We start from the raw sequence: 387 nt of genomic DNA on the forward strand, positions 1-387 counted from the left end.
ATACAAAGCGTTTCAGTAAGTCTGTTGTCGAAAAGTCGACTGCTTTGTATGAACAATTGGTTTCAGAAGAGATTATTCCTGAAATTAAGCGTGAATCTGGCGATGAATTAACAAAAGAAGAATTGAATCGCATAGAGACTTATTTAGATGACAAAACTGAAGCGCTCACTTCCGAACTAGAAACAACTCAAGATACTGAAACAAGAAAATCACTAAGAAAACAAAGAAGTGAAGTGAGAAAAAGTAAGAAAGCATTCGAGGATTTTAAAGAACGCAAGATAAAATATGAAAAACAAATGGAAATTTATGGTGACAGAAAAAGTTATTCTAAAACTGATAACGATGCGACATTTATGAGAATGAAAGATGATCATATGAGAAATGGTC

Annotated in this window: 1 pseudogene; it reads left to right on the forward strand. The window is 32.8% G+C overall.

Annotated elements, in window-relative coordinates:
* Positions 1–387: pseudogene (locus CD122_RS12010) on the forward strand (IS5/IS1182 family transposase); the annotation flags it as partial.

It is taken from the genome of Staphylococcus rostri (assembly GCF_002902145.1).
Classification (GTDB): Bacteria; Bacillota; Bacilli; order Staphylococcales; family Staphylococcaceae; genus Staphylococcus; species Staphylococcus rostri.